Origin of the sequence: Brenneria alni, from assembly GCF_003666245.1 — a bacterium.
GTDB lineage: Bacteria > Pseudomonadota > Gammaproteobacteria > Enterobacterales > Enterobacteriaceae > Brenneria > Brenneria alni.
Genome location: NZ_MJLZ01000005.1, coordinates 40,360 through 55,414 on the forward strand (window position 1 = coordinate 40,360; position 15,055 = coordinate 55,414).

10 protein-coding genes and 1 other RNA gene are annotated in these 15,055 nt (G+C 50.1%); 6 read left to right on the forward strand and 5 right to left on the reverse strand.

The window, feature by feature from the left end; all coding sequences use genetic code 11:
- Positions 1-36: 36 nt before the first annotated feature.
- Together sufB and sufA are read right to left on the reverse strand one after the other, a co-directional pair.
- The gene (gene sufB / locus BIY29_RS04025) at positions 37-1,533 is read right to left on the reverse strand and encodes a Fe-S cluster assembly protein SufB (protein ID WP_121573865.1); all 1,497 of its coding nucleotides are present in this window, start codon (positions 1,531-1,533) and stop codon (positions 37-39) included.
- A gap of 13 nt (positions 1,534-1,546) precedes the next feature.
- Complete coding sequence (gene sufA, locus BIY29_RS04030; RefSeq protein ID WP_121573866.1) at positions 1,547-1,918, reverse strand: Fe-S cluster assembly scaffold SufA; 372 nt, start codon at positions 1,916-1,918, stop codon at positions 1,547-1,549.
- A 431-nt stretch (positions 1,919-2,349) separates the two neighbouring features.
- Between sufA and BIY29_RS04035 the strand changes: the two genes are divergently transcribed.
- A complete protein-coding gene (locus tag BIY29_RS04035; RefSeq protein ID WP_121573867.1) occupies positions 2,350-2,751 on the forward strand; it encodes a hypothetical protein in 402 nt (133 codons plus the stop codon).
- A gap of 136 nt (positions 2,752-2,887) precedes the next feature.
- Here the strand turns inward: BIY29_RS04035 and menI are convergent, their stop codons facing one another.
- Positions 2,888-3,304 (reverse strand): 1,4-dihydroxy-2-naphthoyl-CoA hydrolase, encoded by a 417-nt coding sequence (gene menI, locus BIY29_RS04040; protein WP_121573868.1) that lies wholly within the window; start codon positions 3,302-3,304, stop codon positions 2,888-2,890.
- Complete coding sequence (gene ydiJ / locus BIY29_RS04045; protein WP_121573869.1) at positions 3,304-6,357, reverse strand: D-2-hydroxyglutarate dehydrogenase YdiJ; 3,054 nt, start codon at positions 6,355-6,357, stop codon at positions 3,304-3,306. Before ydiJ ends, menI begins: the two co-directional genes overlap by 1 nt.
- 332 nt (positions 6,358-6,689) lie before the next feature.
- Here ydiJ and ydiK point away from each other — a divergent pair, with 332 nt between their 5' ends.
- The 3 genes from ydiK to apbE all read left to right on the forward strand — a co-directional run bounded on the left by ydiK (position 6,690) and on the right by apbE (position 9,245).
- The gene (gene ydiK, locus BIY29_RS04050) at positions 6,690-7,799 is read left to right on the forward strand and encodes an AI-2E family transporter YdiK (protein ID WP_121573870.1); all 1,110 of its coding nucleotides are present in this window, start codon (positions 6,690-6,692) and stop codon (positions 7,797-7,799) included.
- 233 nt (positions 7,800-8,032) lie between these two features.
- Positions 8,033-8,145: antisense sRNA RprA (rprA, locus tag BIY29_RS04055), an RNA gene on the forward strand.
- A 59-nt stretch (positions 8,146-8,204) separates the two neighbouring features.
- The gene (gene apbE / locus BIY29_RS04060; protein ID WP_121573871.1) at positions 8,205-9,245 is read left to right on the forward strand and encodes an FAD:protein FMN transferase ApbE; all 1,041 of its coding nucleotides are present in this window, start codon (positions 8,205-8,207) and stop codon (positions 9,243-9,245) included.
- 69 nt (positions 9,246-9,314) lie between these two features.
- Here apbE and ppsA read toward each other — a convergent pair whose 3' ends face one another.
- Positions 9,315-11,693, reverse strand: a complete 2,379-nt coding sequence (gene ppsA, locus BIY29_RS04065; protein WP_121573872.1) for a phosphoenolpyruvate synthase — start codon at positions 11,691-11,693, stop codon at positions 9,315-9,317.
- 287 nt (positions 11,694-11,980) lie between these two features.
- Here ppsA and ppsR point away from each other — a divergent pair, with 287 nt between their 5' ends.
- Both ppsR and BIY29_RS04075 read left to right on the forward strand, forming a co-directional pair.
- Positions 11,981-12,802 carry a posphoenolpyruvate synthetase regulatory kinase/phosphorylase PpsR gene (ppsR, locus tag BIY29_RS04070; RefSeq protein WP_121573873.1) on the forward strand — a complete coding sequence of 274 codons (822 nt, stop codon included), beginning with the start codon at positions 11,981-11,983 and terminating at the stop codon, positions 12,800-12,802.
- A 386-nt stretch (positions 12,803-13,188) separates the two neighbouring features.
- Positions 13,189-15,000 (forward strand): glycoside hydrolase family 13 protein, encoded by a 1,812-nt coding sequence (locus BIY29_RS04075; protein WP_121573874.1) that lies wholly within the window; start codon positions 13,189-13,191, stop codon positions 14,998-15,000.
- The last annotated feature ends 55 nt before the right edge of the window (positions 15,001-15,055 follow it).

A 15,055-nucleotide genomic window follows, 5' to 3' on the forward strand; every position in this document is an offset into this window, starting at 1 on the left:
TGATTTTCTTTATTAATGAAAACCCCGGTAGGCGAGTTAACCCACACTATGTTCCAGGCTAATCGCCAGTAACTTTTGCGCCTCTACCGCAAATTCCAGCGGCAGCTCAGAGAAAACATCCTTACAGAAGCCATTGACGATCATCGAGATCGCATCATCTTCACTGATGCCGCGTTGCAGGCAGTAAAATAGCTGATCGTCGCCAATCTTCGATGTCGTCGCTTCATGCTCCAATTGTGCGGTGTTGTTGCGCACTTCAACATACGGGAAGGTATGCGCGCCGCAATCGCTGCCAATCAGCATGGAGTCGCACTGGGTAAAATTACGGGCGTTGGTAGCGCTCGGCATGATTTTCACCAGCCCGCGGTAGGTGTTTTCACTGTGTCCGGCGGAAATCCCTTTGGAGATGATGGTCGAACGGGTGTTTTTGCCGATATGTATCATCTTGGTGCCGGTATCCGCCTGTTGACGGCCATTGGTGAGCGCGACGGAAAAAAATTCGCCGACCGAATGATCGCCACGCAAAATCACGCTGGGATATTTCCAGGTAATGGCCGAGCCGGTTTCTGATTGCGTCCATGACATTTTCGCGTACTCACCGGCACACAGCGCCCGCTTGGTCACGAAGTTGAGGATCCCGCCTTCGCTTTCTTGACCGGCAAACCAGTTTTGCACCGTAGAATATTTCACTTCGGCATTTTTATTGATGATCACTTCAACCACTGCCGCGTGAAGCTGGTAGCTGTCACGTACCGGGGCGGAACACCCCTCAATGTAGCTGACATAACTGTCATCATCGGCAATCAGGATAGTACGCTCAAACTGTCCGGTTTTGGCCGCATTAATGCGGAAATAGGTGGACAGTTCCATCGGACAGCGCACGCCTTTCGGGATATAGACAAAAGTGCCGTCGGAAGCGACCGCGGCATTCAGCGCCGCAAAAAAGTTGTCATTCGACGGCACCACAGTACCGAGATACTGACGAACCAACTCAGGGTGCTCCTGAATCGCCTCGCTGAAGGAACAGAAAATAATCCCCTGTTCGGCCAGCTCATGCCGGTACGTGGTGGCCACGGAAACCGAGTCAAAAATAGCGTCCACCGCCACCGATTGACCTTCGCGCACCGGCACCCCTAGCTGATTAAAGGCGTTTTCGACTTCGCTGGTCAGGTAATTATTGACTTCCGTAATGCCTGACTGCTGTGTGGCGCCCGGCTGAGAGCCGCAGGTGTCATCGCAACTGCCGCAGGATGGCGCGGAGTAATAACTATAATCCTGATAATCGAGTTTCTTGTAATGGGCTTTCAGCCAGTGCGGTTCGTCCATTTCCAGCCATGCCCGGTAAGCGTTGAGCCGGAACTCCAGCATCCACTCCGGTTCATTGCGCTTGGCCGAGATCGCCCGGACAACCTCTTCGTTGATCCCGCGCGCCAGTTCATCTGTCGCCAGTTCGGTGAAGAAGCCTTCTTTATAGCGCCCATCGCCCATCCAAATCTGAACATCATCAGGTACTTCTACTGTACTACGAGCCATAATTTTTCATCACTTAAATGCCAAAGCTCTCACCACATCCACAGGCATGTTGCGCTTTGGGATTATTAAACTTGAACACCTGATTCAGCCCTTCACGGACAAAATCGAGCTCGGTGCCATCAATAAAAGGCATCGCCTTTAGCGGTACATAAAGTCTTGCGCCGTCGCGTTCGAACAATAAGTCATCCGTTTCGGACTGGCGCACCAGATCCAGCACATAGCCAAACCCGGCGCAACCAGATTGCTTAACCCCTAGCCGTAAACCTTTTACCGCCGCATCCTGCTGCATTAAATTCGTTATCTGTTTTACTGCGCTGTCTGTTAGTGTCAGTCCTTGCCAGACATTTTCATCCAGAGAAAAAGTCCCTACATTTTCCGTCTGCATAACATACCTCATTACGTGTGGCACCAGTTTCAGACTGGTTTACCCTAATGTTAGTGATAATGGATACAGCTTCAACCTCTTGTTTCGCAGGGCTATTCGTAACATTTCATTTTTATTGATGGTAATTGCTTTTCCCATCAGCATAATTTAGCTACATCTGCGGACGATACTCAAAGCCAACAATTTGATAAATAAGGGCTAAAATGCATTTAGCCCAGGCTTGTTGTGCAAAAAAATTATCAATTCATTATCATTAGTATAACATTCATTGAGGATGCCTATTTATAAAACAGGCAAAGTAAATGAAGATTTAATCTCATCGCTGGCAAATTTTTGTCCCGTGCCGACGATAAAGTCCATTTTCCCCATTGATCCCGGCTATTTTTATAAATATGATAATGATTATCATTTAATATCCAGGGTCGTTAACCATGCTTTCCATGAATGCCTGGCTGCAACATCAGATTGACGAATATAAATTTCAAATCCGGGATGCCACAGTGGATTTCTATATGGCGGAGGCACGCCTGAACCGGCCAGGCAGCCATATCGATCATCTGCGCCGCTATCACAACGCCTGCATGGACATGGTCGATTTATGTCTGCGAAATGGCGACGACGACAGCTATTTACATGCATTGATAAAATTACATAACAGATTGATTAAAGAAATAAATAATGAGGAGCGCTGCCATCTCTTCCGAGTGCAGAGCTACTACTTTGCGCGCAATACGCTGAAGTCCATCTGTCATCAATTGAGTATGCAGGGATCATGGGATAAAGCCACCGCTTTCCAGACCGATTTCGTCAAGCGGGTGCCTTTTTTACCCTGACGCCCGATGATCAGTCCAGCGTGAGTAAATTAAATAACGCCGTTACAGGTGAATGAATTATTGGGTGAACAGCGTCAGCAGCCAGCAACACTGACCAGACAGTAAAGTGCCGACTGTCCAGGTTGCTGGCATAGGGCTACGGGATAATTACCGCGGTTGTCAGGCGTGACGTGCAACATAGGCGATTGTGGCTATCGAAAATATCAATCTGCCAGACCTGATTGCGTCTCCCGGCGTGTAATACGCGACACACACCGCGTACTTCACCGTCAACCACCGCACGTAAGTGATTGGCATTGACTTCCATTCCCACCACCTGCTGTTCCCCTTCGGTACACAAGTATCCGGCCACCGAGCCGAGCGACTCAGCCAGAACCACAGAAGCCCCTCCGTGCAGCAAGCCAAATGGCTGGCGGGTACGAGGATCCACCGGCATTATTGCTTCAAGATGATCGTCCGCTATCCGGGTGTAGCGGATGCCAAGCAGGCCAACCATGCACCCCTGACTTTGCTGATTGAGCTGTTCAAGCGTAACCTGTCGTTTCCATAGCATCAGATAATCTCCAGCAAGGCCTGTAATGGATGACGCAACCCGCTGCCTTCCATCCGTTTCACCTGGCTGCGGCAGGAGTAACCTGTGGTCAGACAACGCTTTTGCGGTAACTTTTGTAATGCCTGTTGCCAGGACAGCGCATAAATACCCTGCGAATTCACCAGATTCTTGCTTTCATGACCATAGGTTCCCGCCATACCACAACAGCCGACGCTGACATTTTCCAGTCTGGCGCCAAAGCGGGAGAAAATATCCGCCCATTGCTGGGTACTGGCTGGCAACGCGGTGGTTTCAGTACAATGACCAAACAGATACCAGGACTCGCCGGTGGCGGCCTGCGGTGTTTTCCGCACCAGCGACGTCATCAGCCACTCATGCACCAGTTGCACCGTAAAGTCGCCCCGTTTATCACCCAGAATTTCACGGTATTCATCGCGGTAACACAGCACCAGCGCAGGATCGACACCCACCATCGGCATCCCCAGTTTTGCCACCCGGTTAAGGAAATCAGCCGTTTTCGCCGCAGTTTTCGCAAAACTTTGCAGGAAGCCTTTAATGTGCTGCGCTTTACCGTTCGGAGAAAATGGCAACAGTACGGGTTTCAGCTTCAATTTTTCCACCAGATGAACAAAATCGGCCACCACCTGGGCATCGTAATAGCTGGTAAAAGGATCCTGCACGATTAATACGTATTGCTGACGTTCCTGCCCAGGCACTTGTTCCAACTGTTCCAGCGTCATTTTACTGGCGCGATGACCGGCAAATTGCTGGCGCAACGACGGAGAAGAAAGCAGCGGCAGATCGACCATGCCAATCTGCCGACGGCTCAGGGCGTTCACCCACGGCATTTTCAAAAAGAAATTGAATGTTTTGGGGCTGCGCGCCATCAGCGGCGCATAGCTCTCTACGCTCGCCACCAGATAATCCCTTACCGGGCGTAAATAACGGGTGTGATACAACTGTAAAAAACGGGAGCGAAAACCGGGTACGTCGATCTTAATCGGACACTGTGTCGAGCAGGCTTTGCAGGCCAGGCACCCTGACATGGCGTCCTTCACTTCGTGGGAAAAATCATACTCTCCCTGACGAGCGTGCCAGGTATTGCGGGTTTTCTGGATTAACCCACGCAGGCTGAGTTTCTGCTGCGGTAATTTTCTCTCCAGCTCCAGCGGATCGACACCCTGTTCCGCCAGCAAACGCAGCCATTCGCGCACTAACGTCGCCCGGCCTTTCGGCGAATGAATGCGGTTGCCGGTGATTTTCATGGAAGGACACATCGGGCTGCGGGCATCAAAATTGAAACACAGACCATTGCCGTTACAGTTCAGCGCGCCGCGAAAGGAGGTGCGAACCGCCAGCGGGATGGTGCGATCGTAGGTTCCGCGTTTGGCGGCATCGACTTTGATCATCGGCGCGTCAACTTCCAGCGGGGCGCAGATTTTACCCGGATTCAGACGGTTATCAGGATCGAACGCGGCCTTGATACGACGCAACTCAGCATACAGGTCTGGGCCGAAAAACGCAGGACTGTACTCGGCGCGAAACCCTTTACCATGCTCACCCCATAACAAGCCGCCATATTTCGCCGTTAATGCGACGATTTGATCGGAAAGCTGCTTCATCAGCATTTCCTGTTGAGGATCGCACATATCCAGCGCAGGGCGCACATGCAGCACCCCCGCATCCACGTGACCGAACATGCCATAGGCCAGGTTGTGGCTATCCAGCAACTCACGGAACTCAACAATATAATCCGCCAAATGTTGAGGCGGCACACAGGTATCTTCAGCAAAGGGGATAGGCTTCGCCAATCCTTTACTGTTTCCCAGCAGGCCGACCGCTTTTTTACGCATAGCGTAAATACGTTCAATACCCGCCGGATCGTTGCAGGTCTGATAACCAATCACCCCCGCCTCACCTGCGGTCAGCAACGCATCCAACCGTTCGCATAGCCGGTTCACCTGTCCGCTGATCAGCGTTTCATCATCACCGGCAAATTCAACAATGTTCAGCCCTAACATGTTCTGATTCGGCACGTCGGTAATCAGCTCACTGACCGAGTGCCAGACAATATCTTCGCGGGCCAGATTTAACACGCTGGAATCCACGGTTTCAACCGACAGCGCCTGCGCTTCCACCATGAACGGCGCATTACGCAAGGCGGAATTGAAAGAATCGTATTTGACATTGACCAGCCGCCTGACTTTCGGCAACGGAGTAATATCGAGTTTTGCTTCGGTAATAAATGCCAGCGTTCCTTCAGAACCGGTCAAAATGCGCGTCAGGTCAAAGGTTTGCAAGTCATCGCTGAAAACGTGGCGCAAATCGTACCCGGTCAGAAAACGGTTCAGTTTGGGGAACTTGTCGAGAATAAGCTGACGCTGCTCACGGCAACGGTGTAGCACGATATGGTAAATCTCCCCGACCGCAGACGACTCCTGCGCCAGTTGCTCCGCCAACACGACTGGCATGGCCTGCGTATCCAGCATTTCTCCACCAAGCAACAGCGCACGTAAACCCAGCACATGATCGGAAGTTTTACCGTACACCAGCGATCCCTGCCCTGACGCATCGGTGTTGATCATGCCGCCCAACGTCGCACGATTACTGGTGGATAATTCAGGCGCGAAAAAATAACCGAACGGTTTAAGATACTGATTTAGCTGATCTTTAATCACCCCTGCTTCCACCCTGACCCAACCCTGCTCCGGGTTAATCTCCAGGATGCGGTTCATGTAGCGTGACATGTCAACCACAATGCCCCGATTCAGGGCCTGGCCGTTAGTCCCAGTACCACCGCCACGGGGAGTGAATGTCAGACTGAGAAAACGCTCCTCACCGGCCAGACGCGCCAAAATTGCAACATCGGCGGTGGAACGGGGGAAGACAACGGCATCCGGCAACAGTTGATAAATGCTGTTATCTGTCGCCATCGTCAGACGATCGGCGTAGTTTGTCGCTGTATCGCCAGTGAAGCCGTTTTGTTTTAATGCTTCCAAAAAGTTAAGCACCGGCTGAACAAGTCCGGGTGACTGAGTGATCTGTGGGATCATTATTTTTTGACCCTGTCCGTACAAGAAAAGTTTGCCAATATGATGTTAGGTGTCTGTGAATGAAACGATTTTGCGCTAACTGTCCCTGTATTCCAATTGTTCATTGCTCCAACGGCCAGACTTCTGACGTTTTATCATATTTCATGATGATGTGCGCCGCCGTATCGGTAAAAAACACACAGAGTATTGGGTTTACACTGTTTGACCAACAAAATGTTCAACAGACTGTCAAAAACCACGGAAATATCTCATGATAAATCACCGCTGCTTTCATCGCCTTGCCAAAGTAGCGTGACTTTCAGACATTACGTCTACAACAGAGGGACTCTTCATTGATAAAAAAATCTCAGCCTCAACGTTTCGACCCGGCCAGAATATTATTTAGCCTGCTGTTTATCATCATCATGATCATTGCCTGCTTTTGGGTGGTGCAACCGTTTATTCTGGGATTCGCCTGGGCCTGCATGGTGGTTATTGCGACCTGGCCGCTGTTGATTAAACTTCAGCATTTGCTGTGGGGACGGCGTTCTCTGGCGGTTATTGCCATGACGTTGATACTGATTCTGCTGTTCGTGATGCCGATTGCCATATTGGTCAGCAGCGCGATTGATAACAGTTCAGCATTAGTGAACTGGGGAGCCAGCCAGGAAAATTTCTCACCGCCTAAACTGGAATGGCTTACCTCCATTCCATTGGTCGGCGATAAGCTGTTCAATAGCTGGCAAACCCTGCTGCAAAGCGGCGGCAGCGGCCTTTTCGCCAAAGTTCAGCCTTATGCGGGCAAAACCGCAACCTGGCTGGTGGCGCAGGCGGCGCACGTTGGCCGCTTTCTGATGCACTGTGCCCTGATGCTGTTATTCAGCGCACTGCTTTACTACAAAGGGGAAGCGGTCGCCAAAGCGGTGCGTCACTTCGCTATCCGTCTCGGACAGGAACGTGGTGATACCGCAGTCATCCTGGCGGCGCAGTCCATCCGCGCCGTGGCGCTGGGTGTGGTGGTGACCGCCATTGTTCAGTCACTATTAGGCGGCATTGGTCTGTTCATTGCCGGCATTCCGTATACCACGCTGCTCACCGTACTGATGTTCCTGTTCTGCCTGGTGCAGTTGGGCCCGCTTCCGGTGCTGATCCCCGCCATTATCTGGCTTTACTGGAGCGGAGATACCACCTGGGGGACAGTGCTGTTGGTCTTGAGTTGCATAGTCGGCACCATTGATAACTTTATCCGTCCTATATTGATTCGCTTAGGAGCCGATCTTCCACTGCTGTTAATTCTGTGTGGCGTTATTGGAGGGCTGTTGGCTTTCGGCATGATTGGGTTGTTTATCGGGCCGGTCGTGCTTGCCGTGTCCTATCGCCTGCTTTTTGCCTGGATGAGGGAAATCCCTGAGCCGGAGAACATTGTCAGCGTCCCGACCAAGCTGGAAACCGACAAAGAGTGATTGAGGTTATGTCATATTAATAGCCGTGGAAGATATTTTTTGCGACTATTAATAAATCATGCTAATGATTTTAATTTCATTTTTCGGGATTACTCCTAATAATTTTACTTAAAATTGATTTTCAGTTCAGTTTTACTGAAACAGGTCTATGCTTTTATACTCGAATCTTAAAAAAAATTAACTATTAGGATGATTCTTAATGACGCAACCCGCCATAATCTCTAGCATAGATTTTGGAGCTGATTTTTAACCTACTGTACGTCAATGAGGCTTCCTCCTCGTCAGAGCTAGTAACGAATTGCTGTGTGTAGTCTTTGCCCATCCCCTGAGATGGGCTTTTTTTTATGGCGGTCAGTCCTGTTTTTGTTAATCTCCTGTTTATCTTCCATTTCCAGGAGTTTTTTCATGACAAATCTCGCCAGGGGATTACTACTCAGTGGCTTGTTTTGCCTGCTTACCGCCTGTGATAACACGCCCCATGCCGATTCTCGCCCACTGCTGACCATTGAGGGGAAAACGATGGGGACTTTTTACAGCGTAAAAATCAGTGGGGAACTGACGCAGAGCAAAGAACAGCTTAAGCAGGAAATCGATAGCTTACTGGAGCAGGCCAATAACGAGATTTCGACCTACCGTAAAGATTCAACGCTGTCGCGGTTTAATCAATATCGCGGCAGCGATCCGCAGCCCATCAGCAACGGCATGGCCGACATTATTCTGGCGGCGCAGCGCATCGGCAGGGCAACCGACGGCGCTATGGATATTACCGTGGGGCCGCTGGTCAATCTGTGGGGATTCGGCCCGCAGAAACAGCCGACGCAGATCCCCAGCCGGCAGCAGATCGATCAGGCACGGCAGAAAGTCGGACTCCGCCATCTTCGGCTGCTCAGTGACCAACGTGGTGAATGGGTTCAGAAAGACTTACCCGATCTGTATGTCGATCTGTCGACACTGGGGGAAGGCTATGGCGCCGACCTGCTTGCTCAACTGATGGCTCGGAAAGGCATCACCAACTATCTGGTTTCCGTTGGGGGAGCAATATCCAGCCGGGGCGTCAATGCCGAAGGGATACCGTGGCGCGTGGCGATTCAGAAACCTACCGATCAGGAAAACGGTATGCAAGCGGCGGTGGATTTACAGGGATACGCCATCAGCACATCCGGCAGCTACCGCAATTACTTTGAGCAGCACGGCAAACGTTATTCCCATATCATCGACCCCTCAACCGGGAAGCCCATCACTCACCAGTTGGTCTCAGTTACCGTTATCGCGCCAACCGCGCTGGAGGCTGACGGCTGGGACACTGGGTTGATGGTGCTGGGAAGTGAAAAAGCCTTGAAACTGGCAGAGCAACTAGGGCTGGCGGTTTATCTGATAACCAAAACCGATAAAGACTTTCATGCGGAGATGACGCCTCAATTCGCCTCTTTCCTGATTACCCAGTGAATATTGCCAATAATCGACAACGCCCGATAACATTTTTTTGCTATCGGGCGTCAGGTAACGACAAGTCTGTTATTGATGTTCCGCCAGATTCAGCCAGGTCTGCACTACCGTATCCGGGTTGAGGGACAGGCTATCAATCCCTTGTTCCATCAGCCAGATGGCGAAATCTTCATGATCCGACGGCCCCTGGCCGCAAATACCCACGTATTTACCCTGTTTCTTGGCCGCCTTGATCGCCATTGACAGCAATGCCTTGACCGCATCATTGCGTTCATCAAACAGCTCGGAAACCACGCCGGAATCCCGATCCAGCCCCAATGTCAGTTGCGTCATATCGTTTGAACCGATGGAGAAGCCGTCAAAGTGCGCCAGAAATTCCTCAGCCAACAAGGCGTTGGAGGGGATCTCGCACATCATGATGATTTTCAGTCCGTCCTCACCGCGCCGCAGTCCCTGACGAGCCAGCTCGTCGATCACCGCTTCCGCCTGCGCAACCGTGCGCACGAACGGGATCATAATCTCCACGTTCTTCAGCCCCATATCATTGCGAACACGCTTCACCGCCGCGCATTCCAGGGCAAAACAGGCTTTGAAATCAGGGGAAACATAGCGACCCGCCCCGCGGAAGCCCAACATCGGGTTTTCCTCTTCCGGTTCATAGCGTTCGCCACCCAGCAGGTTGGCATACTCATTCGACTTAAAGTCAGATAAACGGACGATCACCCGTCTCGGCGAAAATGCCGCCCCCAGCGTGGCAATACCTTCCGTCAAGCGGGCGACATAGAACTCGACCGGATCGTCATAGCCCTTCATTAATGCTTTGATTTCACGCTGCAACGCCGGAGTTTGCTGATCAAACTCCAGCAGGGCGCGTGGATGTACGCCGATCATACGGTTGATGATGAACTCCAGCCGGGCCAGTCCCACCCCTTCATTCGGCAGGCAGGCGAAATCAAATGCGCGATCGGGGTTACCGACATTCATCATGATTTTCAACGGCAAGTCGGGCATTTCATCAATTTGCGAGCTTTTCACGGTGAAATCCAGCAGATCCTGGTAGACGTAGCCGGTATCGCCTTCTGCACAGGAAACGGTCACTTTCTGTCCTTTATGCAGGCGCTCGGTGGCATCACCGCACCCCACCACTGCCGGTATCCCCAATTCGCGGGCAATGATCGCCGCATGGCAGGTACGCCCGCCACGGTTAGTCACGATGGCGGCGGCTTTTTTCATGATCGGTTCCCAGTCAGGATCGGTCATATCGGTAACCAGCACATCACCCGCATTAATCAGATGCATTTCGCTGATATCCTGAATCACCTTTACCTCGCCCGCTCCGATACGATGGCCGATAGCACGGCCTTCAACCAGTACCTCGCCGCTGGAGGGCAAATGATAACGCTCCATCACCTGGCCGTTGGAGCGAACGGTTTCCGGTCTGGCCTGCACAATATACAGCTTGCCGCTGTGACCATCCTTCGCCCATTCGATATCCATTGGCCGGCCATAGTGCTGCTCAATCAGCAGCGCCTGACGCGCCAATGCCTGAACTTCATCATCGGTCAGACTGAAGCGGTCACGCTGCTGCTCCGGGACATCCTCAATCCGCACCTGCTTGCCATGCTCCTGACTGGCGGCGTACACCATACGAATTTTTTTCGAGCCCATATTGCGACGCACAATCGCCGGTTTGTTGTTGCGCAAGGTGGGTTTGTGTACATAAAACTCATCAGGGTTAACCGCCCCCTGCACCACCATCTCACCCAGACCATACGCAGAAGTAATAAAGACCACCTGATCAAAACCGGATTCCGTATCAATGGTAAACATCACGCCGGCAGCCGCCAGATCGGAGCGCACCATACGCTGCACCCCCGCCGACAGTGCGACGCCGCGGTGGTCATATCCCTGATGGACGCGATACGAAATGGCGCGATCGTTAAACAGGGAAGCAAACACGTGCTTTACGGCTATCATCACCGCATCAATGCCCTGAACATTCAGGAAGGTTTCCTGCTGTCCGGCAAACGACGCATCCGGCATATCTTCGGCGGTGGCGGAAGAACGCACGGCAAACGAGGCGTCTTTTTCCCCCTCGGCAAGTTGTTGATACGCATCATGGATCGCCTGCTCAAGCTCAGGCTGGAACGGCGTATCAATAATCCACTGGCGGATCTGTGTACCTGCTTTCGCCAATTGGTTCACATCATCAATGTCGGTATGATCCAGCAATTCATAAATACGCTGGTTGATACCGCTTTGATTAAGAAAATCATTAAATGCTTGTGCCGTGGTCGCAAAACCATTGGGAACGGCAACGCCCAGTTCTGAAAGATTGGTGATCATCTCCCCCAGAGAGGCATTTTTGCCCCCTACCCGCTCAACGTCGTGCATACCGAGCTGGTTATACCAGAGGACATTACGCAAATCAGAGCCGTTATTGGACATCGAAAAAATCCTTTCTGCATACAATTAGGGTATGGAAACACTCAGTCGAGAACCCGTCTCAACCTAATCAGCGTAGCATAGCGTTTTATTCAGTACTGACAGGTGAATCGATCAACCTATGAAAAAAAACTGATTTCACCGCTCATGATTGATTAACGCGGTAAAAATCCAATATTCTGGAAGTTCATTATTTTTATCAAATGGATAATGAAATGGCGTTTTGATTAAAGTTTTAATAAAACGCTATGTTTGCCGAAATTGTGATGCACAAATAATAAGGGGTTCATATGGAAAGAAGCGTATTTTATGTCTCAGATGGTACGGCTATTACGGCTGAAGTACTCGGCCATGCCGTGCTGTCACAATTTCCGGTAAGCACCGTCAGCTATACTCTGCCCTTCGTCGAAAGTGAAGCGCGGGCCAAAGCCGTTTGTGAGCAGATCAATACCCTGTATCACCAAAGCGGCGTGCGCCCCCTGGTTTTTTACTCTATCGTCACCCCTACTGTGCGCAATATCATCACCAGCAGCGAGGGATTCTGTCAGGATATCGTGCAGGCGCTGGTTGCGCCTTTACAGAAAGAACTCAATATTCCGCCCACCCCGATCGCCAACCGTACCCACGGGTTGACAGCCAACAATCTGGGGAAATATGACGCACGTATAGCCGCTATCGACTATACGCTGGCGCATGACGATGGTATTTCATTGCGTAATCTCGATCAGGCCCAGGTTATCCTGCTGGGGGTATCACGCTGTGGTAAAACGCCTACCAGTCTCTATCTGGCGATGCAGTTCGGCATTCGCGCCGCCAATTACCCTTTCATTGCCGATGATATGGATAACCTGCGGTTACCTGACGCGCTAAAACCTTTCCAGCATAAACTGTTCGGGCTGACCATTGACGCGGAGCGGTTGGCGGCAATCCGCGAAGAACGCAGAGGGAACAGCCGCTATGCTTCCCTGCGCCAATGCCGCATGGAACTGAGCGAAGTTGAAGCGCTGTTTCGCAAGCATCAGATTAAATACATCAATACCACCAATTATTCGGTTGAAGAAATTTCCGCCAAAATCATCGATATCCTCGGCATGAGCCGGCGTATGTACTGATACCGGGTGCAACTGAACATATAGCATCGCCATGAAAAAGTCTGGCTGCTCTTTCAGCCGCGCTTTTTCACCTTTGGTTAAAACTTTATTTAATATAATAACTCTGCTAATTTTTTATTTTAATATTATTCAATCTGTTTTTTTCCCCACATTAACATTCTCAAAGCGAAATAAATCAAGAACAATAAAGTTACCCGATGAACTATAAGTTGACCATCATTAATTACCCGGTAAAGTGCGTAATTAAAGGTCAAGATATATGACTTATTTAGCTTGTGAAATATTAATTTTATAAAAAATTCATACCAATTACCCTACGAGAAATGGAGCGATGCTTATAAGTCAAGCATCAAAAAAAACTATTTATGAGTGGTCTGGATCATCATATGTTTATAGTCAAAGGACGTTTAGAACTTAGTGCGGTATTACTGGCAGGTTTAACTTTTTCAGGGTTATGTAGTGCATTACCGCAAGAAAAAGCAGCAGATAATTTATCTATTGTGGCAATTAATGATGGCGTTTCAGCTCATCCTGCATGGTGGAAAGAAGCCGTATTTTATCAGGTTTACCCACGGTCATTTAAAGACAGCGACGGAGATGGCATCGGCGACCTGCAAGGAATTACCGAGAAGTTGGATTATTTAAAAAATCTCGGTGTTAATGCTATCTGGATTAATCCGCATTACGATTCACCGAATACGGATAATGGTTACGATATCCGTGATTACCGGAAAATAATGAAAGAATATGGAAATATGGATGATTTCGATCGCCTTATTTCCGAAATGAAAAAACGCGACATGCGGCTGATGATTGATGTGGTAGTGAATCACAGCAGCGATCAGAATCAATGGTTTGTTGAAAGCAGAAAATCGAAAGATAATCCTTATCGTGATTACTACATCTGGCGTGACGGAAAAGGGGATAACCCACCCAATAACTACCCCTCTTTATTTGGTGGATCGGCCTGGCAGAAAGATAGCGCCACAGACCAGTATTACCTGCATTATTTCGGCGTGCATCAGCCTGATCTGAACTGGGATAATCCCAAAATGCGTGAAGATGTCTACGACATGTTGCGCTTCTGGATTAATAAAGGCGTATCCGGTCTGCGGGTGGATACCGTCGCTACGCTCTCGAAAAACCCGGCTTTCCCTGATCTCACTGACGAGCAGCTTAAAAACTTTACTTACCTCTACACGCAGGGGCCGAATCTTCACCGCTATATTCAGGAAATGAATCAGAAAGTATTCTCTAAATATGATGTAGTGACAGCAGGGGAAATATTTGGCGTACCGCTTGAAGAAGCCGCGCCATTTATTGACCAGCGTCGTAAAGAGCTGGATATGGCGTTCTCTTTTGACCTTATTCGTCTCGATCGTTCTGTTGAGGAAAGATGGCGTCAGAATGAATGGGCGCTGTCCCAATTCCGTCAGATAAACAATAGACTTGTCGACATGGCTGGCCAGTACGGTTGGAACACCTTTTTCCTCAACAACCACGACAACCCGCGCAGTGTCTCGCATTTTGGAAACGATAGCCCGCAGTGGCGAGACCTTTCAGCCAAAGCGCTGGCCACCGTGACATTAACCCAACGTGCCACCCCTTTTATTTATCAGGGGGAGGAGTTGGCAATGACCAACTATCCTTTCCAAAAGATCGATGAGTTCGATGATATTGAAGTGAAAGGTTTCTGGCAGGACTTTGTTAAAACGGGAAAAGTGAAGCCGGATGAGTTTCTGGAAAATGTTAAACAAACCAGCCGTGATAACAGCCGCACGCCATTCCAGTGGAGCAACACCGACAATGCCGGCTTCACCACAGGTAAGCCGTGGTTTCTAATCAACCCGAACTACAAGGAAATAAACGCGGCGGATCAGACCAAAGATCCAGATTCCGTGTACAATTTCTACCGTCAGTTGATTGCAATCAGACATGCGACACCGGCATTCACCTACGGCGCTTTTCAAGATCTCGATCCTGAAAATAACGATGTTTATGCCTATACCCGTACTCTTAAAGGCGAGAAATATCTGATCGTGGTGAATTTCAAAGAACAGCCTATCCGCTATTCGCTGCCTGGCGCTTTCTCGATTAAGAAAACCCTGTTGGAAAGCGGTGCGAAAGCGCCTGTACAGCCCAATGCCGCCAGGCTGGAACTGCAACCGTGGCAGTCGGGTATTTATCAACTAAATTAATCCGGCATCAGACCGGCGTAATAAGCCCGAAAAAAACTCACCGGACAGTCTTTAT

Bases quoted from the DNA above. Each gene is read 5' to 3' on its own strand.
- sufB (WP_121573865.1), bottom strand. From the start codon at position 1,533: ATGGCTCGTAGTACAGTAGAAGTACCTGATGATGTTCAGATTTGGATG.
- sufA (WP_121573866.1), bottom strand. From the start codon at position 1,918: ATGCAGACGGAAAATGTAGGGACTTTTTCTCTGGATGAAAATGTCTGG.
- BIY29_RS04035 (WP_121573867.1), top strand. From the start codon at position 2,350: ATGCTTTCCATGAATGCCTGGCTGCAACATCAGATTGACGAATATAAA.
- menI (WP_121573868.1), bottom strand. From the start codon at position 3,304: ATGCTATGGAAACGACAGGTTACGCTTGAACAGCTCAATCAGCAAAGT.
- ydiJ (WP_121573869.1), bottom strand. From the start codon at position 6,357: ATGATCCCACAGATCACTCAGTCACCCGGACTTGTTCAGCCGGTGCTT.
- apbE (WP_121573871.1), top strand. From the start codon at position 8,205: ATGACAAATCTCGCCAGGGGATTACTACTCAGTGGCTTGTTTTGCCTG.
- ppsA (WP_121573872.1), bottom strand. From the start codon at position 11,693: ATGTCCAATAACGGCTCTGATTTGCGTAATGTCCTCTGGTATAACCAG.
- ppsR (WP_121573873.1), top strand. From the start codon at position 11,981: ATGGAAAGAAGCGTATTTTATGTCTCAGATGGTACGGCTATTACGGCT.
- BIY29_RS04075 (WP_121573874.1), top strand. From the start codon at position 13,189: ATGTTTATAGTCAAAGGACGTTTAGAACTTAGTGCGGTATTACTGGCA.